Here is a 20,364-nt window from a genome sequence, read left to right as displayed (position 1 = left end):
AATGACTGCCTTTACCAAACTCGGATTGAAGCCTGACATCAATGGCCATGTGGTCATCGATGGTGTTGTCGATGGCTATGAAGCTTTTGCATTGGCGATGGTGGTGGCTGAGGCCGGGGCAGGTGGTCCTGTGCTGTTCATTGCGCGCGACGGCAATCGCGTTGCCGATATCGAACAGGTGCTGAATTTCGTCCAGCCGGATTTGCCCGTGCTGCAATTGCCAGCGTGGGACTGTCTTCCTTATGATCGCGTCTCGCCCGGAGCCGATACCTCCGCGCGGCGTCTCGCCGCGTTGGCGGGTCTCGCAGCATTGCGTCAGCACAAGCATCCGGGCGTCATCCTGGCGACGGCCAATGCCGTCCTGCAAAAACTGCCTCCACGCAAAGTCCTTGCAGAACAGCTTTTCATGGCCAAACCAGGCAATCGCGTTGACATGAATGCGCTGGTGCAACGCCTTGAAAACAATGGATTCGAGCGGGTTCCCACAGTACGGGACGTTGGCGAGTATGCCGTGCGCGGCGGTATTCTCGATCTTTTCGCGCCAGGTGCCGAGGAGCCGTTGCGTCTGGATTTCTTTGGCGACACCTTGGAAACAATCCGTACTTTTGATCCGGCATCGCAGCGCACGTCGAGCCAGAAGACCGAGTTCTCGATGCAGCCGATGAGCGAAATCACGCTATCGCCCGAGATCATCAGCTATTTCCGTTCGCAATATGTGCTGAAATTTGGCGCTCCCTCGCGGGATGACGCACTCTACCAGTCAATCTCCGAAGGACGCCGCTTTGCCGGCATGGAACATTGGCTGCCGCTATTCTACGACAGATTGGAGACGGTATTCGACCATGCCGGAGACATGCCGGTTGTCTTCGATCATCTCGCGCACGAATCGATGGCCGAGCGCCACAAGATGGTGCTGGATCACTATGAGGCGCGCAGGAGGCAATCCGACGGCAAGGAGCCCGGCGACACTATTCCGTATAAGCCGGTTGAACCGGGCTCGCTTTATCTGACACCTGAGCAGGTCGAAGCTGCGGCCGTAAACTCAGGCATGCGGATTGATCTCACGCCGTTCGATGCGCCATTTGTCACCGGGCGGTCGGTTATCCACGCCGGTGCGCATCGTGGGCGTACATTCGTTGAAGAGCGAACCGCCAAGGACACCAATGTCTTCGACAGCGTGGTCAAGCACATTGCCGATGAGCGGGCTGCGGGTAAGAAAGTGCTGCTGGCGGCATGGAGCGAAGGCACACGCGATCGCCTGGTACAGGTTCTGAACGAACATGGTCTCGAAAAGATCGAGCTGGTCGAAGACCTGCGGACGGTCAAGGCACTCGCCCGCGACAAGATCACCGCGGGTGTTCTGTCGCTCGAGACAGGCTTTGATGCTGGCGAACTCGTCGTTGTTGCAGAGCAGGATATTCTTGGCGACCGGCTGATCCGCCATTCAAAACGACGGAAACGCGATCGAGATTTCATCAGCGAAGTTGCAGCACTCAATGCTGGCGACATCGTCGTGCATGTGGATCATGGCATCGGCCGGTTCATTGGACTGCGGACGATCACTGCGGCAGGCGCACCACATGATTGCCTTGAATTGCACTATGCGGGCGATGACCGGCTGTTCCTTCCGGTAGAAAATATTGAGCTTTTATCACGGTTTGGCTCAGAAACTTCAACTGCCGTATTGGACAAGCTCGGTGGCGGTGCCTGGCAGGCGCGTAAGGCGAAGCTGAAGAAACGCCTGCTCGACATTGCCGGCCATCTCATTCGCATTGCAGCCGAGCGACAGATGCGCGGTGCGCCGATCCTTTTGCCGCCGGATGGACTATACGCTGAGTTTGCTGCCCGATTCCCCTATGACGAGACGGAAGATCAGGATCGCGCCATCGACGCGGTTATTGACGACCTTTCGCTGGGCAAGCCGATGGATCGCTTGATCTGCGGCGATGTCGGCTTCGGCAAGACGGAAGTAGCACTGCGCGCTGCCTTCGTTGCGGCGCTGAATGGCGTGCAGGTTGCCGTCGTGGTGCCGACGACGCTGTTGTCGCGCCAGCACTTCAAGACGTTCTCGTCGCGGTTCCAGGGATTGCCGGTTAATGTGGCGCAAGCCTCGCGGCTCGTCGGTTCAAAGGATCTGGCTGAGAACAAGAAGGGCATTGCCGAGGGACAGGTGGATATTGCCGTCGGCACGCATGCGCTGCTCGGGAACGGCATCAAGTTCAAGAATCTCGGTCTGCTGATTATCGACGAAGAGCAGCATTTCGGCGTCAAACACAAGGAACGCCTGAAGGAGCTAAAATCCGACGTGCATGTGCTGACCCTTTCCGCAACGCCGATACCACGAACCCTGCAACTTGCCTTGACTGGCGTGCGCGAGCTTTCCTTGATCACCACGCCGCCTGTGGATCGCATGGCCGTGCGCACCTTCGTCTCACCTTTTGATGCGCTTGTCATCCGCGAAACACTACTGCGCGAGCGCTATCGCGGCGGACAGAGTTTTTACGTCTGCCCGCGCATTTCCGACTTGAGCGACATAAAGGAGTTCCTTGATGCTCAGGTGCCGGAACTGAAAGTTGCGATTGCCCATGGCCAGATGGCGCCGGGTGAGCTCGACGACATCATGAATGCTTTCTATGACGGGCAATATGATGTGCTGCTGTCGACGACGATCGTTGAATCCGGGCTCGATATTCCGACTGCCAATACGCTGATCATCCATCGTGCCGATATGTTCGGCCTGTCCCAGCTTTATCAGCTGCGCGGGCGCGTCGGGCGGTCCAAGCAGCGCGCCTATGCGCTGTTCACGCTGCCAGCCAACAAACTGCTGACGCAGACAGCAGAACGCAGGCTCAAGGTTCTGCAATCGCTCGACACGCTTGGTGCCGGTTTCCAGCTGGCGAGCCATGACATGGATATCCGCGGCGCGGGCAATCTGCTTGGCGAAGAGCAGTCGGGGCATATCCGGGAGGTGGGTTTCGAACTCTACCAGCAGATGCTGGAAGAGGCAGTTGCGGAGATCAAGGGTACCGGCGAAGTCGAGAACGGCCATTGGTCGCCGCAGATTGCGATTGGCACTGCGGTCATGATCCCTGAAACCTATGTACCGGACTTGCAATTGCGCCTCGGTCTATATCGCCGTCTGGCCGATCTGGAGGAGTTGCAGGACATCGACGGCTTTGGAGCCGAGATGATTGATCGCTTTGGACCGCTGCCGGAAGAAGTCCAGCACCTGTTGAAGATCGTCTATATCAAGGCGCTGTGCCGCCGCGCCAATGTGGACAAGCTCGATGCGGGTCCGAAGGGTGTCGTCATCCAGTTCCGCAACAAGACGTTCAACAATCCAGCTGCCTTGGTCAAGATGATCGGCGAACAGGGTTCCATGGCGAAAATCCGGCCCGATCAGAGTATCGTGCTGGTACGCGACTGGCCGACAGCGGAAAAGCGGCTCAATGGCGCAGCGGTGGTCATGACGCAACTGGCAAAGCTGGCAGAAGCCGCATAGGTCAGACGGGACGCGGCTCAAAGCCATCTGCGGCCTGGCGGATGGCATCCGCCAAGGCTTCCGCGGATTGCGCGCCCATGACAGCGTATTTCTGGTCGAGAATGAAGCAGGGGACGCCGCGCACGCCGATCTGATTGGCGGTGTCGATCTCCTGGCGGACACCCACGGTATCCGCGTCGGTTGGCAACAGGCTGGCAACGATGGCCACGTCCATTCCCGCTTCTTGTGCGGCTTCCAACAATATCTGATGGTCGCCGATGTTTTTTCCCTGCTCGAAATAGTAGGAGAAAAGAATGCCGACCATCTCGTCCTGAACGTTGGGCGTCGCCTGCGATGCCCAGCGGATAAGGCGGTGCGCGTCCAGCGTGTTGGGGCTCACTTCAATAGCCTCGAAATCAAACTCAATGCCCGCCTCCTTGCCAAGCTCCGTTAACTGCTGATGAATCTCGAAGATCTTGTCGGAACTGCCGAACTTTTCCTGCATGTAACGGTTGCGATCCTTGCCCTGCGGGGGAATCGTCGGATCGAGTTGAAACGGTCGCCAATTCACAATCGCATCAAGGTCCGGATTCAGCGCAAGTGCGCTTTCCAGCCGCTTCCGTCCGAGAAAACACCAAGGACAAACGACATCCGACACCACGTCGATCGTGAATTTCTTGTCAGTCATGGTTTCACCTATCGTTTATCGGACCACCAGGTGTTGAGCTGGTTTCCGATCAGGGACGTCTTGTCCGGATGTTGCAAATGCGCCCATCGAGCAACCCATTGTTCGGGCTGGTAGTAGATCGGGACCATATAATGGCCGGAGATCAGCACCCTGTCGAGGGCACGCACGATGCTGGTAAATTCATCGTCGCCGCGAGCCGCCAGCATCTTGTCCAGCAGCGTGTCGATAACGGGATCGGCCACGCCTGCGTAATTGAAACTACCTTCAATCTCCTTCGACTGGCTGCCCCAGCGGCTGAATTGTTCATAACCCGGGGAAAGGGAACTGGAATAGGCCCCAAGAATGACATCGTAATCGAACGTCTGCAGGCGCTTTTGGTACTGCGCATCGTCGACGGTGCGGATGGTTACGCCAATCCCCAGACGCTCCAGTGTACGTTTGTAGGCAAGGCCGAGACGCTCTTCGCCAACCGATCGCGTCAGGATCTCAAAGGCGAGGGGCGTCCCATGTGGATCGAGCAACTGTTCGTTTTCGATCTTGTAACCCCGGCCGATAAGAATGTCATAAGCGCGCTTCATTTCCTTGCGATCGCGTCCGCTTCCGTCCGTCTTGGCAGGCTCATAGGTGCCGTCCATGACTTCCGGCAGCACAGCGTCGGCGTATGGCGCCAATAATGCGCGCTCTGTAGCATCTGCGGGCTTGCCGAGGGCTGACAATTCCGAGCCTTGCCAATAACTCCCCAGCCGCTGATAGCGGCCGGCGTAGAGATTGCGGTTCGTCCATTCGAAATCGAACATGAGCGCGAGCGCTTCCCGCACCGCCTTGTCCTGAAACAGCGGGCGCCGCGTATTGAAGACGAAGCCGAACATATTCGCAGGCGATCTTGATTCGAAAGTGTCCCTAATGACCCGGCCATCTTTGACTGCGGGAAAATCATAGGATGTCGCCCATTTATTCGGGTCGCCTTCCATGAAAACGTCGAAAACGCCTTTCTTGAACGCTTCAAACTGCGCCTGATCATTGCGGAAATATTCCACCGTCACCGTGTCGTAATTGTTGAATCCGACCCTGCTCGGAAGATCGGCGCCCCAGTAATCCGGGTTTCGCTTGAAGACAATACGCTGGCCCGGTTGGACCTGCGACACGACATAGGGGCCGCTGCCGATCGGGATGGCCAAGGGCGCGGCGTCGAATTTGTCGATATCGATCGCATGTTTCGGCAAGACCGGCATGAGCGCCAGGACCAGCGGAAACTCCCTGTTCGCCTGTTCGTTGAATGTGAACCTTACGCCATGTTCGCCGACCTTCTCGATCTTGGAGATAAGTTTCATGCGACTGCTATAGGGAGGCCGGCCCTTTTTCGTCAGCACATCGAAAGTGAAGATCACATCATCGGGCGTTACCGGTTGCCCGTCGGACCATTTCGCCTTCGGATTGAGCGTGAATTCGACCCAGGTGCGGTCGTCATTGGTTTCAACCTTTTCGGCCAGCAAACCATACATGGTGAAAGGCTCGTCGGCACTTCGTTGCATCAGTGTTTCATAGACCAGATTGCCAAACTCGGAATCGCCGAACATGCCGCGTGCGGTTGTCCGCATGCTCCTGATCAGGAACGGATTGAGGCTGTCGAATGTGCCGACCACGCCATAGGTAATGGAGCCTTCCTTCGGCGCGTTCGGGTTGACGTAGGGGAAATTCTTGTAGTCCGCGGGCAGGGCGGGTTCGCCGTGCATGGCGATTCCATAGGTTGGTTCGGCAAAGGAAGCGTCCGTTGCCGAACATGCCGCGATCAAAAGCGCCAGAATCTGCAAACTTTTCTTCAACATCGTCTCAACCTTGCGCCCTTAAAGGCGCGATTTACCCTGATTCGCGTCAAAGACTATCATTTGAAGACGATTCTGCGGCGGAAGACGTGCTATGTTCAATCTGAATTCATAGCACCGCCAAAAGTAGTCTGGATTTGCATTAACATGCAGTGTAACACGGCGTTCGATAATCGCATCTCGCTCTAGGGTCACTCTGTTGCCGCATTTAGTGACCAAAGCCAGACAAGCAATTACAAGTGATCAAGCCACACTTCGGATAAGTGCGCTGAAAGGAACCAGTTGACCATGTCCACCCCAAAGACTTTCGCTGCAACCGCATCCCTCGCGGGTGCTATTGCATTACTTGCCGCCGCGGCAGTACCAGCCTCAGCCCAGCAGCAGCAGAGAGCGCCGCAGGGTTGGTTCAAGGTTTGCTCCAAGCAGGAAGACAACGACATCTGCAACACGCAGAACATTGTCACGGCCGATAGCGGCCAGCTCCTGACTGCCGTCAACCTCATCGAGATCAAGGGCAAGATCAATCGCAAAATCTTCCAGGTTTCCGTTCCGACAGGTCGTCTCATCCCTCCGGGCGTTGGACTGCAGATCAACGGCGGCAAGACTCAGAAGGTTGACTACGCCATCTGCTTCCCGGATCGCTGCATCTCCGAAGTTGCGCTGTCGGACGAACTGCTTGCTGCCTTCAAGAAGGGCAACCAGTTGACGATGACTTCAGTCAACTTCCAGAACAAGCCGAACCCGATCAATGTTGCGCTGACCGGTTTCACCCAGGCTTATGAGGGCCCCGGCCTGCAGCAGAACGAGCTCGAACAGCGCCAGAAGACACTTCAGGAGGAAGTCCAGAAGCGTCAGAAGGAGTTCGAGGAGAAGATGAAGGCTGAGCAGGAAAAAGCCAAAACCGGCAATTGACCGGCACTCAACAGCTAAAAAAGAGGACGCTTCGAGCGTCCTTTTTTATTGCGCGTGAGGCACACGTTAGTTGATATGCGGCTTCTTCACGCGATAGACGCCGTTCTCTGCCTTTTCAAACATGTTCCCGATTTGGGGGTGCCTCAGTGGAACGCCGGTCGTGTCGGGGACAAGGTTTTGCTCCGATACATAGGCGACATATTCGCTTTCCGAGTTTTCCGCGAAAAGGTGATAGAAGGGCTGGTCGCGGCGCGGCCTTATGTCCTCGGGAATGGATCGATACCATTCTTCCGTATTGTTAAATTCCGGATCTACGTCAAAAATGACACCTCGGAAGGCGAAAATCCGGTGGCTCACCACCTGACCGATCTGGAATTTTGCATGTCGTATCTGTGTCATCATCGTCATTCGGTATAGGTATCTGTTTCTGTCAAATCCCGCGAGCCTAAATGATTCCGGCGGCCGTTCTTTCCCGCGATAAATTCAAAAGTCCGTCATGCTCAGTGTTTTCAATCTCGTACTTTCATTCTTTGGACCGATTTTCCTTGGCTTTTTCGTGGCGCGTATTAACTGCCAGCCTTTGGAAGCGCTCGGTCGATAAACACCTTCATCATTTATGTGGCGCGGCCGGCTCTGTTTTTCCAGATACTTTCGAAAACGCCCGTGACCGAATTGACGTAAGTGATCTACCGGGATCACGATTTAATTTCGTCCGGACGGTTTCATCTCGCTCTAAATGCAGCGTTGAGCCCTTTCCCCGCAGCAGGGCACTTGCAGCCGTCGATTTTCTCTATATATAGTTGCGAATGATTTGCAATTGCGATTAGGGGTATTCCATGGATCAATTACGGCAGGCGGTCGACACGCCTAAGGGCTGGCGACACGCAAGGGGCGAAGCATCGCTCTCCGATGTTCATCGTTCGATTGCCGTGCAGACGAGCGGACCGGGCTGGCGCCGTGCAGCAGCCTTCGTCGGTCCGGGCTATCTCGTCGCCGTAGGCTATATGGATCCCGGTAACTGGGCGACATCGCTCGCCGGTGGCTCGAAGTTCGGTTACACGCTTCTTGTTGTCGCGCTCGTTTCCAATATCATGGCGATTGTCTTGCAGGCCCTTTGCGCGCGCCTCGCCATCGGCTCGGGCAGGGATCTTGCGCAGGCCTGCCGGGATGCCTTTCCAAAGCCAGTTGCCTATACGCTGTGGTTTCTTGCGGAAATTGCCATTATCGCCACCGATATTGCCGAGGTTATTGGCACGGCCATCGGTCTCAATCTGATTTTCGGTATTCCGCTGGAGATCGGCGTGCTCATCACAGCGTTGGATGTATTCCTCATTCTTTATTTGCAGAAACTTGGCTTCCGCTGGGTTGAGGCGCTGATCATTACGCTGCTCGGTGTCATCGCCGTCTGTTTCGCCATCCAGATTTTTATGGCGGATCCGGAATGGGGAGCCGTCATCAAGGGCTTTGCACCAACCACAGAGATCGTGACCAATCCGGAGATGCTGTATCTCGCGCTGGGCATTCTCGGGGCGACGGTGATGCCGCACAATCTGTATCTGCATTCAGGCATCGTCCAGACGCGGGACTACGGGTCGACAATACCGGAGAAGCGTTCTGCACTGAAATATGCAACGATCGATTCCACATTGGCGCTGATGTTTGCGCTCCTTATCAATGCGTCGATCCTCATTCTTGCGGCAGCAACGTTCCACAAGACGGGTCAGACAGAGGTCGCGGAACTGGGCGAGGCGCATTCACTGCTCGCGCCACTCTTGGGTTTGGCGATAGCACCGACACTTTTTGGTATCGCGCTACTCTGCTGCGGTATCAATTCGACCGTCACCGCCACGCTTGCCGGACAAATCGTGATGGAAGGGTTCCTCCATATCAAGCTGGCGCCGTGGCTGCGGCGGCTGATCACGCGTGGTATCGCGATCATCCCTGCGGCTATTGTGACCATCTGGTACGGCGAGAGCGGTACAGCAAAGCTGCTAGTTCTGACTCAGGTGGTGCTGAGCCTTCAACTGTCATTCGCCGTATTCCCGCTGGTCATGTTCACAGCAAGCAAGGCAAAGATGGGCGCCCTCGTTTCACCGCGCTGGCTCTCCGCCTTCGCAATGTTTATCGCCGTGGTGATTGCCCTGCTGAATGTGAAATTGCTGAGCGACTTTGTATTCGCCTAATCTAGTGGTCCCTGGCAGTGTCTTTCCGCGAAAAGCGAAATCCGCTTCCGGGACGTAAGCCTTCGCGCATGACGAAGCCACGCAGCGGCGAGAAAGCCCGCAAGAGCTCCAGACCGCCGCTGCGAACTATCTGAACCGGCAAGAAATCCGATAGCAATGAACGGTTGAGTGCATCAACAGCACCAGTCCGGGCAATAATGTCCGGGCTGCGCTTGCGATTATAGGTCGATATTACACTGGCTGTGCCAAGGTCCATGCCATCGACCGGCAGAGTTTCCAGCAAGGTCTCGATATCGCGAACGCCGAGATTAAGGCCTTGTGCGCCGATTGGCGGGAAGACATGGGCCGACTCGCCAGCCAGGAACACGCGGTTGCGAGCGAAGGAAGTCGGCACCAGGCCTGAAAGTGGCCAGCTCTGCGGGTCGACATCAACGGTCACGGCGCCGAGCATGGATTGCATACGCTCTTCAACGCGCGTCGCGAGCTGGTCACGGGTGAGTTCTAGAAGCTCCACGGCATGGGCCGGTGTCGTGACCCAGACGAGGCTTGAGCGCTTGCCTGGCAAGGGCACCTGTGTGAACGGACCCTGTTCCGTATGAAATTCCGTTGAGATATCATGATGATCGCGTGTATGGCTGAAGCTCAGGACAATGGCGGTCTGATTGTAACTCCACGTCCGCGCGGAAATACCGGCGGCCTCACGTGCCAGCGATGACCGGCCATCAGCGGCAATAACGATATTGGCGGTGAACATCGAACCGTCACTGGCTTCGACGGCAATCGCATTTTCGATCGGGTGATAGTGCGTGGCGGAAGCGGAAACGTGTTTTGCTGTCGAATTCTTGAGCGCATCGCCTAGTACCGACGTCAGCGTGACATTCGGAATGTTATAGCCAAAGGCCTGTTCATCGATCTCGCTGGCCTCGAAGGTAACGGCCGGACTTCTGATCAGCCGGTTTGTCCCGTCAAGAATACGCATCGTCGTGATGCGAGCGGCGTGGGGTTCGATATTTTCCCAAAGGCCGATCTGCCTTAAAAACTTGATTGCAGGCATCATCAGAGCGGTCGTCCGCTTGTCGGAACCCTCCGGTAGAACGCCAAGACTGACGACATTGTCAAAACTTTGTGCCAGCGCTATCGCAGCGATCAATCCCACATGACCTGCGCCCGCTACAACAATCGGATCGGTTCTGGTGCTGGTCATCGTTTGCCTCCGCCGCGAGCTTTCAACAGTTTATATTAGCCTAATTGCTTGCGCTTTGGGCATTTTTCAAGAAAAGCTGCTCACAAATCGTTCGCCATTGATAAGATATAATGGCGAACGAGCGATTATGATGCAGCAGATTGGCGCGGACTGTGAAAAAACCAAACTTGCCCAAGGGTGTTATGCCCAAGAAAGTGACGGCACCGCAAGCGAAAGCATTTTCCGTCCATCTGCTCACGGCATCCGGATCTTTTCTTGCCTTTCTGTCGGTTGTTGCGGCTAGTGAAGAAAGCTGGACCGCGATGTTCTGGTGGCTGGGACTGGCGCTTTTCGTCGATGGCATCGATGGGCCGATTGCTCGCAAGCTGGAAGTCAAATATGTCCTGCCCAACTGGTCGGGCGAGCTCCTCGACAACATCATCGACTACATGACCTATGTGCTCATACCGGCCTTTGCGCTCTATCAGCGTGGTTTTATGGGCGAGGGGCTGTCGTTTCTCGCGGCGGCGATCATCGTGGTTTCCAGCGCAATTTACTATGCCGACACCGGGATGAAGACCAAGGAGAATTTCTTCAAGGGATTCCCCGTCGTCTGGAACATGATCGTTTTTACGCTTTTCATCGTCCGGCCGGGCGAATGGGTGGCCTTTGCCATCGTCCTTGGCGCGGCAATCGTCTCCTTCCTGCCAATCTATTTTCTGCATCCCGTTCGCGTGCAGCGGTTGCGCCCCCTGAATCTTGCGATATTCTTTCTGTGGTGTGCCTTCGGCGCATTTTCGCTGTTTCAAGAGCTCGAATCACCGCTCTGGGTGCGGATCGGCATCTCGGTGACAGGCGTTTATCTCTTCTGCATTGGCGCTGTAATGCAGGCATTTCCTAATCTTGGTCGTACGGAGAAGGTGTAATGGTGAAAGCTGTTCGTATTCGTCAACATGGCGGACCCGAAGTTCTTACCTATGAGGATATTTCGATCGGCGCACCCGGCAAGGGCGAAATTCATATCCGCAATGAAGCCATCGGGTTGAATTTCCTCGATGTCTATTTCCGTACCGGTCTTTATCCCGCGCCGAATGGACTGCCGCTGATCCCGGGCAATGAGGGCGCTGGGGTCGTGTTGGCAGTTGGACCTGACGTCAAGGGGTTGAGAGAAGGCGATCGCGTCGCCTATGCCAATCCAATCGGCGCCTATGCCGAGGAGCGGCTAATTCCGGCGGATCGTCTCGTGAAGGTGCCGGACGCAATCCCCTTGCAGCAAGCGGCATCCATGATGTTGAAGGGCATGACCGCGCAATATTTGCTGCGTCAGACTTTTCCGGTGAAGAAGGGCGACACGATCTTGTTTCACGCCGCCGCTGGCGGTGTTGGGCTGATCGCCGGCCAATGGGCCAAACATATCGGTGCGACCGTGATCGGCACTGCGGGTTCTGACGACAAGGTCAAGCTGGCGCTGGATCATGGTTATGATCACGTCATCAATTACAACAAAGAGAATTTTGTCGAGCGGGTGAAAGAACTTACCGGCGGCAAGGGCGTGGACGTCGTTTATGATTCCGTGGGCAAGGATACGTTTGACGGCTCGCTCGATTGCCTGCGTCCACGCGGGATGATCGTCTGTTTTGGCCAGTCGTCCGGCCCAGTTCCGCCATTCGATCTCGGTATCCTGTCGCGTAAAGGTTCGCTCTACCTGACGCGTCCTACGCTGTTCACCTATATCGCAGCGCGTGAGGCGCTCGAGACGACCGCAAATGAACTTTTTGATCTGGTGGCGAAAGGGATCATCAAGATCGAAATCGGCCAGACCTATGCGCTGAAGGATGTGGCGGCCGCGCATCGTGATCTCGAAGCGCGGAAAACCACAGGCACAACGGTGCTCATTCCTTAAGCCAAAACAACTATTGCTTGATTATTGTGCGCAAATGGCCGCAACCGCGCGTTTTGCACTTTCCAAATTTGATGAGCCTGACATAGGATCGAAAACGGTCTTGGCCGCGGGGAATTATGACAGGCACAATAACAAAAGACGGCTCTGAAAAACCGCTACTGGAAGCTGGCAAGCTCACCAAGATTTTCGGGACACTCAAGGCTTGTAACGAGATCGACTTGAAGATCGGAACGGGCGAGATTCATGCCCTTCTTGGCGAGAATGGCGCAGGAAAATCCACGTTGGTCAAGATGCTGTTCGGCGCTTTGCAGCCGACGTCCGGAGATATCACATGGAAGGGACATGTGGTTACCGTTACCAATCCCGCGATGGGAAGATCGCTCGGTATCGGTATGGTTTTTCAGCATTTTTCTCTATTTGATGCACTGACTGCCGCTGAAAATATCGCCCTCTCGCTGGATGAAAAGACAGAGCTCGACACCATCGCGGTGCGTGCCCGCGAGATCGGACAGACCTACGGCCTGCCAGTCGACCCGGAAGCACTTGTCGGCGACCTCTCCGTGGGTGAGCGCCAACGTATCGAGATCATTCGATGCCTGTTGCAGAACCCCGATCTGATCATTCTGGACGAACCGACATCGGTGCTGACGCCGCAGGAAGCCGATCTTCTGTTTGTGACACTCGAACGGCTGCGGTGCGAAGGCAAATCCATCCTCTATATCAGTCATAGGTTGGAGGAGGTGCGCCGGCTTTGTGATCGCGCCACCGTTCTCCGGCACGGCAAGGTTGTCGGCCAATGTGATCCGCGCGCACAGACGGCTGCATCGTTGGCGCGAATGATGGTCGGAAACGACATTCACGTTATCGAACGGCACAAGCCCGAAAAACCGGCGACGATGGCGGCTCCACTGATCGAGGTGAATGGTCTGTCGCAGAAGCCGCGCGGGCCGTTTTCGGTGTCGCTCCACGACATCCGGCTCTCGATAAACGCCGGTGAAATCCTCGGTATCGCCGGAGTGGCCGGCAACGGGCAGGGTGAGTTGTTCGAGGCGATTTCCGGCGAGGTGCTGCAGGAGCGACCTGAAATCATACGCATCCGCGGAACCGATGCGGGCAAGATCGGCATTTCAGCGCGGCGCAAGCTTGGTGCGGCCTTCGTGCCCGAGGAGCGGTTAGGCCATGGCGCAGTACCCGACATGTCGTTGACCAATAATCTGCTGCTGTCGCGCCATTCCACCGACCGCAAGGTCTTCATGACCGGCGGTGTGCTGAAGCTCGTGGCGGAGTCGAGTCTCGCCTCTGCGGCAAAACGTATTGTCGCGCAAATGGATGTTCGCAAAAGCGCAGAAAACCCAGATGCATCAGCGCTTTCCGGCGGAAACCTGCAGAAGTTTCTCATTGGCCGCGAACTCGATCGTAATCCGTCCGTAATGGTCGTCAACCAGCCGACGTGGGGTGTTGATGCAGGGGCGGCAGCACACATACGCCAGGCACTGGTCGACCTTGCCCGGAGTGGTTCGGCGGTGATCGTGATCAGCCAGGATCTCGATGAACTGTTCGAAATCTCCGACCGGATAGCAGCGATGGTGCATGGGCGCCTTTCCGAGTCTGTGCCAATTGAGGCGATGTCGATGGAGCGAGTTGGTCTCATGATGGGTGGGGCTGATCAAGCTGATCCGCAAGCGGGTACTGCATGATGCGGATCGAGATCGTCAAACGTCCGCAGCACTCGGCATTGTTCAGCGCCTTGTCGCCGTTCATCGCGCTGTTCCTGACCTTGATCGCGGGCGCTATCCTGTTTTCCATTCTCGGTAAGAACCCGATTTCCGCTCTCTATTCCTACTTCGTTGAGCCTTTGACAGAGGTTTGGTCTATCCATGAATTGCTGATCAAAGCGGCGCCGCTGATTCTGATTGCAGTGGGGCTTTCCGTTTGTTTTCTTTCGAACAATTGGAATATCGGTGCTGAGGGGCAGTTCATCGCCGGCGGCATCGCCGGATCAATCCTGCCGGTCGTTTTTCCGGATTTTCAGGGCTGGTACGTGTTGCCGGTCATGCTGCTGCTCGGAATGGCAGGCGGCATGGCCTATGCGACCATTCCGGCATTTCTGAAGGTGCGGTTCAATACGAACGAGATTCTCACCAGCCTTATGCTGGTGTATGTCGCGCAGCTCTTTCTCGATTGGCTGGTACGAGGACCGTGGCGTAATCCTCAAGGGTACAATTTTCCCGAGACGGTACAATTCAGCGATAGCGCCATCCTTCCGGCGATATGGCCAGATTCCGGCCGGGCGCATTGGGGTTTCGTTCTCGCAATAATCGCTGCAATTGTGGTCTGGTTCATGCTTTCGCGCACGCTGAATGGCTTCGAAATCAAGGTCCTCGGCCGCAGTTCGAGGGCAGGGCGGTTTGCCGGATTCAGCGCCGGCCGGCTTACATTTTTCGCCTTTCTGGTGTCAGGGGCGTTGGCCGGATTGGCGGGCATCGCCGAGGTGTCGGGCGCTGTTGGGCAGCTCCGCACAAGTATTTCGCCAGGCTACGGTTTCACTGCAATTATCGTCGCATTCCTCGGAAGGCTCAATCCGTTGGGGATAATTGCCGCGGGATTGGTGCTCGCTCTATCTTATTTAGGAGGCGAAGCAGCACAGATTTCATTGGGTATTTCGGAAAAATCGGCCCGTATCTTCCAAGGCATCATCCTGTTTTTTGTCCTCGCCAGTGACAGTCTGATCTATTATCGCATCCGGATTGTGTCGCGCTTAAGCGATATAGCGATGAAGGGCGCGTGAGATGACGATGTTCGAGGCCATCCTCCTGACTGTGGCGACAGCGGCGACACCGCTGCTCATTGCCGCGTTGGGCGAACTCGTCGTCGAACGGTCCGGCGTGCTCAATCTTGGCGTCGAAGGCATGATGGTCATGGGTGCCGTGACTGGCTTTGCGGTCGCGCAATATACCGGTTCGGCTTGGCTTGGCATGTTCGCGGCCATCCTGGCTGGAGCTGCCTTTTCATTGCTGTTCGGTTTCCTGACGCTGACGCTGATCACAAACCAGGTGGCGACTGGCCTTGCACTCACGCTGCTCGGGCTTGGCGCTTCGGCGATGATCGGTGAAAGCTTTGTCGGTCTGCCCGGCGTACGGATGGTTTCGCTGTATATTCCGGGACTTACGGACCTGCCTTATATCGGTAGATTTCTGTTCGGACAGGACCCGATTTTCTACATTTCCATCCTGCTGACGCTTGGCGTGGCATGGTTCCTGTTCAGGACGCGTGCGGGTTTGACGCTGCGCGCGGTCGGCGACAATCACACATCGGCGCACGCCCTGGGTGTACCAGTCGTCCGCATTCGCTACCTTGCCGTGATTTTCGGCGGTGCCTGTGCAGGCTTGGCCGGCGCACAACTCTCACTCGTTTACGTTCCGCAATGGGTAGAGAACATGACTTCCGGCAGGGGCTGGATTGCGCTGGCGCTGGTGGTTTTCGCCTCGTGGCGGCCGTGGCGCATCCTCGCCGGGGCCTATCTCTTTGGCGCCGTTACCATCGGACAACTGCACGCGCAAGCGCTCGGCATCGGCGTTCCTTCGCAATTCATGTCGTCGCTGCCCTACTTTGCAACGATCATCGTTCTCGTGCTGATTTCACGCAACAAGCGACTGACATTGATGAATACGCCGACATCGCTCGGCAAACCCTTCGTGCCTGACCGCTGAGGACGGACACAAAGCTAAAAAAGACAATTTGAACGCTTTAACAGAGAGGTGAACCTAATGAAAAAACTGATGATGGCGCTAACGATAGCCGCCAGCTTTGCCGTGGCAGGCCCCGCTTTTGCCGCGGACAAGCTGAAGATCGGCTTCATCTATATCGGACCGCCGGGTGACTTCGGCTGGACATACCAGCATGATCAAGGCCGCAAGGAGCTTGAGAAGGCGCTGGGTGATAAGGTCGAGACGACCTTCCTCGAAAACGTGCCGGAAGGTGCCGATGCGGAACGTTCCATCGAACGCCTTGCTCGCGCAGGCAACAAGCTGATCTTCACCACATCGTTCGGCTATATGGATGCTACGATCAAGGTCGCTCAGAAGTTTCCGAACGTGAAGTTCGAACATGCGACGGGCTACAAGACAGCGGAAAACGTCTCCGTCTATAATTCACGCTTCTACGAAGGCCGCTATGTGCAGGGCGTGATTGCGGCGAAAATGTCGAAGGCCGGTGTTGCCGGATACATTGGCTCGTTCCCGATCCCGGAAGTTGTCGAGGGCATCAACTCGTTCATGCTCGGCGCGCAGTCGGTCAACCCGAACTTCAAGGTCAAGGTCATTTGGGCCAATTCATGGTTCGACCCAGCCAAGGAAGCTGACGCGGCCAAAGCGCTGATCGACCAGGGCGTGGATATCATTACCCAGCATACGGATTCGACCGCTGCAATGCAGGTCGCGGCGGAACGCAAGATCAAGGCTTTCGGTCAGGCTTCCGACATGATCAAGTTTGGTCCGGAAACACAGCTGACCTCGATCGTCGACAACTGGGGCCCGTACTACATCGAACGCGCCAAGGCGGTGCTCGATGGTACCTGGAAGACGCACAATGTCTTCGAGGGCATGAAGGAAGGGCTGGTCGTCATGGCGCCCTACACGAACATGCCGGATGATGTGAAGAAGCTGGCCGAAGAGACGCAGGCCAAGATCACCTCGGGCGAACTGAAGCCGTTCACCGGCCCCATCAAGAAGCAGGATGGTTCGGAATGGCTGAAAGCCGGAGAGACGGCTGACGACAAGACAATTCTCAGCATGAATTTCTATGTCGCTGGTGTGGACGACAAACTGCCGAAATGACAACAAGCAACGGATCTTGAAAAAAGAAAGGGCGCCAATGGCGCCCTTTTTGTTGCCGCGATTGACCGGATCAATCCGCGTCGTCGGCCGATCCGGCGTTGAGCTGTCCGTAGCGCTCCGCACCGATGGAATTAAGCAGATCGATCTGCGTCTCAAGGAAGTCTACGTGACCTTCCTCGTCCTTGAGCAGGTCGTCGAACAATTCCTTGGAGACATAATCGCCAAGCTGGTCGCAGATTTCGCGGGATAGTTTGTAGGATTTCACCGCGTCATACTCGCCGGCGAGATCCGCCTCGAGCACTTCCTTGACGTTCTGGCCAATGCGCAGCGCGCCGACAGACTGCAGGTTCGGATGACCTTCAAGGAAGATGATGCGCTGGATGATCTTGTCGGCGTGATGCATCTCTTCGATGGATTCCGCGCGTTCCTTCTTGGCCAGCTTCGTGAAGCCCCAATCGTCCAGAAGGCGATAATGCAGCCAATATTGATTGACGGCCCCTAATTCGAGAAATAGTGCCTCGTTAAGCCGCTCGATGACCTTTGGTTCGCCCTTCATGTCGTGAACTCCCGTATTCGTGACGCAATGACCGGACACGGTCGATGAACGAAACTGCATCAGAATCGTCTGAACCGTGCCGGAGATGATATTCTTCCGTCACCTTTATGATGGTTTCAACGACATTTGGGAAGCAACCGCAGCAGCGGCCGCGTTTCTTCATCGCATGGTAAACTTTGGCGGGGACCACGAGTTGCCAAGGGTCAGCATCGAGAAGTTCAATGATAGAATCCTCGATCTCTTTTTGGGTAATGATGTTGCAATGACAAACTAGCATTTTGCTTCGGTGCCGTACTCACAAGAACAAGCATCCGCGACATCTATTGCCGGGAGGGCACCTAAGCTTGAATCAATTGCTGATCCGATGATGTTCGGTACGCAAGACCCACAAAATACTGTCCCGAAACCGGGTGATACTTCCGAACCAGACAATGGTTCCTCCAATCGCAAGGGTTCAAGGCCCAAACATTAAAGGTCACGCGTTCATCCAACGCTCCGACTATAAAGCCGGTTTGTCGTGAACCTGTCAAATGCATATGGTGATATTATGTCATGATTTCAATTAGTTAGAATAATTCTAAACTGGGGAAATAACATAACCAATTCAATCAGGTTTGCCAATTCAGCTGAGTTAACGCCAGAAATTCATTGCCGGCTCACCATGTGTCAAAACGTCTCAGAAACGTTGGAGAGGCTGTCGTCCGGCCAATGAGTTGGATGCACGTGCACCTCATTGCAACTTATTTACAACGCAGGGTGCAGAATCTTGCACCAGAATCGGCACTTCTTGAGTAGGAATCACCTGATGTCGTGCAGGATTCACTTATTTTCATCCAAGTAGCTTTGCAGAGTTGGCGTCGTCCGCGGAAAAATTCACGTGCTGATTTGCTTTTTCAAACCGAGCATTGCGATGCCGTGCCGGGCGGTACGGCATTCGAGTATCAACTGGCAGTCGCCAGGCGCGGCGTTAGAATGTCAATCCCCAACAGGGCACGCACGTCGCGCTTGTCGACAATGTCATCGATCGTGAATTGGGCGAGCACCTCGAAGAACGCGTTAAGCGCTTTGCGCAATGCTGCGTTCAAACCGCAGCTATCGATCAGCGGGCAATCGGCGGCATCGTTTTCGAAACACTCCGCCATGGCGAAGTTTTCTTCGGTCACGCGCACCACGTCGAAGAGGGTGATGTCCTTAGCCGGTTTGCCGAGCTTCACGCCACCATTGCGGCCACGCACGGTTTCAATGAAACCGTTCTCGACCAAGGGTTGAAGAATCTTGAACAGGAAAAGTTCGGACACCGTATAGGCATGGGCGATTTCACCGATTCTGCTGAGGTTGCCTTCATTGGCGGCACAATACATGAGAATCCGGATGGCGTAGTTCGTCTGTCTTGTCAGTCGCATGGGAATATCTCTTTCAACCTGAAAACCAGGCCTGCACATTCAATCTGGGCGCAGTTTAGAATTATTCTTGATAAAGTAAACGATAATATGAAAGCGAGTTTCATATTATCCAGCGTCACGCAAATGGGGCAATCAGGTCTTATCGAACAAGAACGACGACCGAGGCTGTGATGAGCGCGATCGCACACAGCAATAGGAGGCCGTAGAGCCGAGGCTTGTCAAAAAGGACCGCGAAACCGGCGGACCAAACTACCACTGCAGCGCCGAGAGCATAGAGAAAGCCTGCCTTGTGCGCCCATGCGATATGAACGGCCATGAGGCCGCCGATGACGAGGGCGCCGAATACGACCATCAGAGCCAGGGCGTATTTCTCAAAATTGTCCATTCAGGCAGCTCACTCTCAGAACCGTATGCAGAAAGTCTGTGACCTGATGAATGATCAGGCCGATAGTGAAACCTACATAGACTGTTCGCGCCCCGGAAAGCAACCCGAGACGCTCCCGTGCCTCACTTGGATGCGGTCATGTGTGCTATAGGCAACAAAAAAGGCCGGGAATTCCCGACCTTCCGAATTCGCCTCAACGCCAGTGCCAGTACATCCGTGGTCAAAAGCGGAGACGAATTTCTGAAGCTGATGTATGAAGCGCGACCCTGGATTTCAAGTCCTGGTCTTGACTAAACAGCTCTAGCGCCGATAGGCACTCAGTCCTGCCAAAAGGCCTATACCGGCGACGGCAGAAACGATGGCGACTGCGGTCATCGGATTCTCTTTGGCTTTTTCAGTGACCATGTGCGCTTCCTCGCCAACGAAGCGTGCCGCTTTCCGGCTATTCTTCTTTACGGCCTCATAGGTCGAACTGCCGCCATTCTCAAAAAGTTCATAGCCGTGCTCGGAAAGCGATTTGCTGATCGTTGTAAGCTGCTTGCGCAACGCTGCGATCTGATTTTCCAGATCTTTCTCAGCCATAGCCTGAACTTTGGTTGTATTCGTTGCCATCTCAGTAATCCTTTCCACTTGTATAGAAAGGGGGAACGTCGTTTACCGCGTTTGGTTCCGGTTCGGGGGTTACTGAAAGCGGCGTGCGGCCTATTTCCAGCAGCCGTTTCTCTGACCGTTGAGATTGTGCGAGTCTATATCGATGCTGGCGGAAAAATCGTTCTTCACCAGATAAACCGCCGTTTCCGGCTTGATGCGGATTTTATTCCAGCCGGCGCAGCTGGAGGCATGTTCTGGCGGTTCGCTCATCCAGCGCATTGCGCCGCAGCCAGACGTTCCAAGGATGCAAGGCAACAGAAAAGCCAGGGCCCATCTCTTCATCATTCTATTCTTTCGGTACGGCATTGATCAGGATTGCTGTTGAGAACGGCGCTGGACAGTCATGGCACATTTTTCGTGA

19 protein-coding genes are annotated in these 20,364 nt (G+C 55.4%); 9 read left to right on the top strand and 10 right to left on the bottom strand.

Annotated features, from left to right (window positions below; all coding sequences use genetic code 11):
* Window position 1 precedes the first annotated feature (1 nt).
* Window positions 2-3,502 carry a transcription-repair coupling factor gene (gene mfd / locus ACSQ3H_RS16265; RefSeq protein ID WP_436118003.1) on the top strand — a complete coding sequence of 1,167 codons (3,501 nt, stop codon included), beginning with the start codon at window positions 2-4 and terminating at the stop codon, window positions 3,500-3,502.
* 1 nt (window position 3,503) lies between these two features.
* Here mfd and ACSQ3H_RS16260 read toward each other — a convergent pair whose 3' ends face one another.
* Together ACSQ3H_RS16260 and ACSQ3H_RS16255 are read right to left on the bottom strand one after the other, a co-directional pair.
* On the bottom strand, window positions 3,504-4,169 hold the full coding sequence (locus tag ACSQ3H_RS16260; protein ID WP_436118002.1) for a DsbA family oxidoreductase: 666 nt from the start codon (window positions 4,167-4,169) through the stop codon (window positions 3,504-3,506).
* Between the two features lie 8 nt (window positions 4,170-4,177).
* The gene (locus ACSQ3H_RS16255; protein ID WP_436118001.1) at window positions 4,178-5,995 is read right to left on the bottom strand and encodes an extracellular solute-binding protein; all 1,818 of its coding nucleotides are present in this window, start codon (window positions 5,993-5,995) and stop codon (window positions 4,178-4,180) included.
* Between the two features lie 285 nt (window positions 5,996-6,280).
* Between ACSQ3H_RS16255 and ACSQ3H_RS16250 the strand changes: the two genes are divergently transcribed.
* Complete coding sequence (locus ACSQ3H_RS16250) at window positions 6,281-6,904, top strand: invasion associated locus B family protein (RefSeq protein WP_436118000.1); 624 nt, start codon at window positions 6,281-6,283, stop codon at window positions 6,902-6,904.
* Between the two features lie 66 nt (window positions 6,905-6,970).
* On the opposite strand, the gene hspQ is transcribed toward ACSQ3H_RS16250, so the two are convergent.
* A complete protein-coding gene (gene hspQ / locus ACSQ3H_RS16245) occupies window positions 6,971-7,303 on the bottom strand; it encodes a heat shock protein HspQ (RefSeq protein WP_436119475.1) in 333 nt (110 codons plus the stop codon).
* Window positions 7,304-7,740: 437 nt separating this feature from the next.
* On the opposite strand from hspQ, the gene ACSQ3H_RS16240 reads away from it, so the two are divergent.
* A complete protein-coding gene (locus ACSQ3H_RS16240; protein ID WP_436117999.1) occupies window positions 7,741-9,087 on the top strand; it encodes an Nramp family divalent metal transporter in 1,347 nt (448 codons plus the stop codon).
* 1 nt (window position 9,088) lies between these two features.
* On the opposite strand, the gene ACSQ3H_RS16235 is transcribed toward ACSQ3H_RS16240, so the two are convergent.
* Window positions 9,089-10,291, bottom strand: coding sequence for a UbiH/UbiF family hydroxylase (locus ACSQ3H_RS16235; protein WP_436117998.1), 1,203 nt, complete (start codon window positions 10,289-10,291; stop codon window positions 9,089-9,091).
* A 182-nt stretch (window positions 10,292-10,473) separates the two neighbouring features.
* On the opposite strand from ACSQ3H_RS16235, the gene pcsA reads away from it, so the two are divergent.
* The 6 genes from pcsA (at window position 10,474) to ACSQ3H_RS16205 (ending at window position 17,008) form a co-directional block, all read left to right on the top strand.
* On the top strand, window positions 10,474-11,196 hold the full coding sequence (gene pcsA / locus ACSQ3H_RS16230) for a phosphatidylcholine synthase (RefSeq protein WP_436117997.1): 723 nt from the start codon (window positions 10,474-10,476) through the stop codon (window positions 11,194-11,196).
* Complete coding sequence (locus tag ACSQ3H_RS16225) at window positions 11,196-12,173, top strand: quinone oxidoreductase family protein (RefSeq protein WP_436117996.1); 978 nt, start codon at window positions 11,196-11,198, stop codon at window positions 12,171-12,173. The genes pcsA and ACSQ3H_RS16225 overlap by 1 nt, the downstream gene beginning before the upstream one ends.
* A gap of 128 nt (window positions 12,174-12,301) precedes the next feature.
* Window positions 12,302-13,870 carry an ABC transporter ATP-binding protein gene (locus ACSQ3H_RS16220; protein ID WP_436119474.1) on the top strand — a complete coding sequence of 523 codons (1,569 nt, stop codon included), beginning with the start codon at window positions 12,302-12,304 and terminating at the stop codon, window positions 13,868-13,870.
* Window positions 13,870-14,961: an ABC transporter permease gene (locus tag ACSQ3H_RS16215; protein ID WP_436119473.1), complete on the top strand. Its 1,092-nt coding sequence runs from the start codon at window positions 13,870-13,872 to the stop codon at window positions 14,959-14,961. Before ACSQ3H_RS16220 ends, ACSQ3H_RS16215 begins: the two co-directional genes overlap by 1 nt.
* Before the next feature lies 1 nt (window position 14,962).
* Window positions 14,963-15,883, top strand: a complete 921-nt coding sequence (locus ACSQ3H_RS16210) for an ABC transporter permease (protein WP_436117995.1) — start codon at window positions 14,963-14,965, stop codon at window positions 15,881-15,883.
* Window positions 15,884-15,940: 57 nt separating this feature from the next.
* Window positions 15,941-17,008, top strand: a complete 1,068-nt coding sequence (locus ACSQ3H_RS16205) for a BMP family ABC transporter substrate-binding protein (RefSeq protein WP_436117994.1) — start codon at window positions 15,941-15,943, stop codon at window positions 17,006-17,008.
* Between the two features lie 70 nt (window positions 17,009-17,078).
* Here the strand turns inward: ACSQ3H_RS16205 and bfr are convergent, their stop codons facing one another.
* The 6 genes from bfr to ACSQ3H_RS16175 all read right to left on the bottom strand — a co-directional run bounded on the left by bfr (window position 17,079) and on the right by ACSQ3H_RS16175 (window position 20,288).
* Window positions 17,079-17,564: a bacterioferritin gene (bfr, locus tag ACSQ3H_RS16200; protein WP_436117993.1), complete on the bottom strand. Its 486-nt coding sequence runs from the start codon at window positions 17,562-17,564 to the stop codon at window positions 17,079-17,081.
* Window positions 17,530-17,841 (bottom strand): (2Fe-2S)-binding protein, encoded by a 312-nt coding sequence (locus tag ACSQ3H_RS16195; RefSeq protein ID WP_436117992.1) that lies wholly within the window; start codon window positions 17,839-17,841, stop codon window positions 17,530-17,532. The genes bfr and ACSQ3H_RS16195 overlap by 35 nt, the downstream gene beginning before the upstream one ends.
* Before the next feature lie 664 nt (window positions 17,842-18,505).
* Entirely contained in the window at window positions 18,506-18,967 is a 462-nt protein-coding gene (gene rirA / locus ACSQ3H_RS16190; protein ID WP_436117991.1) for an iron-responsive transcriptional regulator RirA, read from the bottom strand.
* Window positions 18,968-19,106: 139 nt separating this feature from the next.
* Window positions 19,107-19,352, bottom strand: coding sequence for a hypothetical protein (locus tag ACSQ3H_RS16185; protein ID WP_436117990.1), 246 nt, complete (start codon window positions 19,350-19,352; stop codon window positions 19,107-19,109).
* Window positions 19,353-19,652: 300 nt separating this feature from the next.
* Entirely contained in the window at window positions 19,653-19,964 is a 312-nt protein-coding gene (locus ACSQ3H_RS16180; RefSeq protein WP_436117989.1) for a hypothetical protein, read from the bottom strand.
* A 90-nt stretch (window positions 19,965-20,054) separates the two neighbouring features.
* Complete coding sequence (locus ACSQ3H_RS16175; protein WP_436117988.1) at window positions 20,055-20,288, bottom strand: hypothetical protein; 234 nt, start codon at window positions 20,286-20,288, stop codon at window positions 20,055-20,057.
* Window positions 20,289-20,364 lie beyond the last annotated feature (76 nt).

Origin of the sequence: Phyllobacterium sp. LjRoot231, from assembly GCF_964253365.1 — a bacterium.
GTDB lineage: Bacteria > Pseudomonadota > Alphaproteobacteria > Rhizobiales > Rhizobiaceae > Phyllobacterium.
This window is presented reverse-complemented; position numbering and strand designations above follow the sequence as displayed.

What these genes read in the sequence shown, in the direction of transcription:
- mfd (WP_436118003.1), top strand. Translation starts at nt 2, where the DNA reads ATGACTGCCTTTACCAAACTCGGATTGAAGCCTGACATCAATGGCCAT.
- ACSQ3H_RS16260 (WP_436118002.1), bottom strand. Translation starts at nt 4,169, where the DNA reads ATGACTGACAAGAAATTCACGATCGACGTGGTGTCGGATGTCGTTTGT.
- ACSQ3H_RS16255 (WP_436118001.1), bottom strand. Translation starts at nt 5,995, where the DNA reads ATGTTGAAGAAAAGTTTGCAGATTCTGGCGCTTTTGATCGCGGCATGT.
- ACSQ3H_RS16250 (WP_436118000.1), top strand. Translation starts at nt 6,281, where the DNA reads ATGTCCACCCCAAAGACTTTCGCTGCAACCGCATCCCTCGCGGGTGCT.
- hspQ (WP_436119475.1), bottom strand. Translation starts at nt 7,303, where the DNA reads ATGACACAGATACGACATGCAAAATTCCAGATCGGTCAGGTGGTGAGC.
- ACSQ3H_RS16240 (WP_436117999.1), top strand. Translation starts at nt 7,741, where the DNA reads ATGGATCAATTACGGCAGGCGGTCGACACGCCTAAGGGCTGGCGACAC.
- ACSQ3H_RS16235 (WP_436117998.1), bottom strand. Translation starts at nt 10,291, where the DNA reads ATGACCAGCACCAGAACCGATCCGATTGTTGTAGCGGGCGCAGGTCAT.
- pcsA (WP_436117997.1), top strand. Translation starts at nt 10,474, where the DNA reads ATGCCCAAGAAAGTGACGGCACCGCAAGCGAAAGCATTTTCCGTCCAT.
- ACSQ3H_RS16225 (WP_436117996.1), top strand. Translation starts at nt 11,196, where the DNA reads ATGGTGAAAGCTGTTCGTATTCGTCAACATGGCGGACCCGAAGTTCTT.
- ACSQ3H_RS16215 (WP_436119473.1), top strand. Translation starts at nt 13,870, where the DNA reads ATGCGGATCGAGATCGTCAAACGTCCGCAGCACTCGGCATTGTTCAGC.
- ACSQ3H_RS16210 (WP_436117995.1), top strand. Translation starts at nt 14,963, where the DNA reads ATGACGATGTTCGAGGCCATCCTCCTGACTGTGGCGACAGCGGCGACA.
- ACSQ3H_RS16205 (WP_436117994.1), top strand. Translation starts at nt 15,941, where the DNA reads ATGAAAAAACTGATGATGGCGCTAACGATAGCCGCCAGCTTTGCCGTG.
- bfr (WP_436117993.1), bottom strand. Translation starts at nt 17,564, where the DNA reads ATGAAGGGCGAACCAAAGGTCATCGAGCGGCTTAACGAGGCACTATTT.
- ACSQ3H_RS16195 (WP_436117992.1), bottom strand. Translation starts at nt 17,841, where the DNA reads ATGCTAGTTTGTCATTGCAACATCATTACCCAAAAAGAGATCGAGGAT.
- rirA (WP_436117991.1), bottom strand. Translation starts at nt 18,967, where the DNA reads ATGCGACTGACAAGACAGACGAACTACGCCATCCGGATTCTCATGTAT.
- ACSQ3H_RS16185 (WP_436117990.1), bottom strand. Translation starts at nt 19,352, where the DNA reads ATGGACAATTTTGAGAAATACGCCCTGGCTCTGATGGTCGTATTCGGC.
- ACSQ3H_RS16180 (WP_436117989.1), bottom strand. Translation starts at nt 19,964, where the DNA reads ATGGCAACGAATACAACCAAAGTTCAGGCTATGGCTGAGAAAGATCTG.
- ACSQ3H_RS16175 (WP_436117988.1), bottom strand. Translation starts at nt 20,288, where the DNA reads ATGATGAAGAGATGGGCCCTGGCTTTTCTGTTGCCTTGCATCCTTGGA.